The sequence below is a fragment of the Streptomyces sp. T39 genome, from assembly GCF_008042045.1.
In the GTDB taxonomy this organism is placed as follows: Bacteria; Actinomycetota; Actinomycetes; order Streptomycetales; family Streptomycetaceae; genus Streptomyces.
Window position 1 is genome coordinate 1178733 of the sequence record NZ_RDBP01000012.1, and the last position, 601, is coordinate 1179333.

General features: G+C 67.7%; 1 protein-coding gene. It reads left to right on the forward strand.

Annotated features, from left to right (window positions below):
* A partial coding sequence (locus tag EAO77_RS06225) for a phosphate ABC transporter ATP-binding protein (protein ID WP_147988982.1) occupies positions 1–601 on the forward strand: 601 nt, incomplete at both ends.

Genomic DNA, 601 nt, shown 5'->3' on the forward strand with positions numbered 1-601 from the left:
CCACAAGGCGATCGAGGACATCTCGATGACCGTGGAGCCCCGCTCCGTGACGGCCTTCATCGGTCCGTCCGGCTGCGGCAAGTCCACCTTCCTGCGCACCCTGAACCGTATGCACGAGGTCACCCCCGGCGGGCGGGTCGAGGGCAAGGTGATGCTCGACGACGAGAACCTCTACGCGTCCGGCATCGACCCCGTCGCCGTGCGCCGCACGGTCGGCATGGTCTTCCAGCGGCCGAACCCCTTCCCCACCATGTCGATCTTCGACAACGTGGCGGCGGGGCTGCGTCTGAACGGCTCCTACAAGAAGAACCAGCTCGCCGACATCGTCGAGAAGTCCCTGCGCGGGGCCAACCTCTGGAACGAGGTCAAGGACCGCCTGAACAAGCCGGGCTCGGGCCTGTCCGGCGGTCAGCAGCAGCGCCTGTGCATCGCCCGCGCGATCGCGGTCGAGCCGGACGTGCTGCTGATGGACGAGCCCTGCTCGGCGCTCGACCCGATCTCGACGCTCGCGATCGAGGACCTGATCGGCGAGCTGAAGGAGCGCTTCACGATCGTCATCGTGACGCACAACATGCAGCAGGCGGCGCGGGTCTCCGACCGC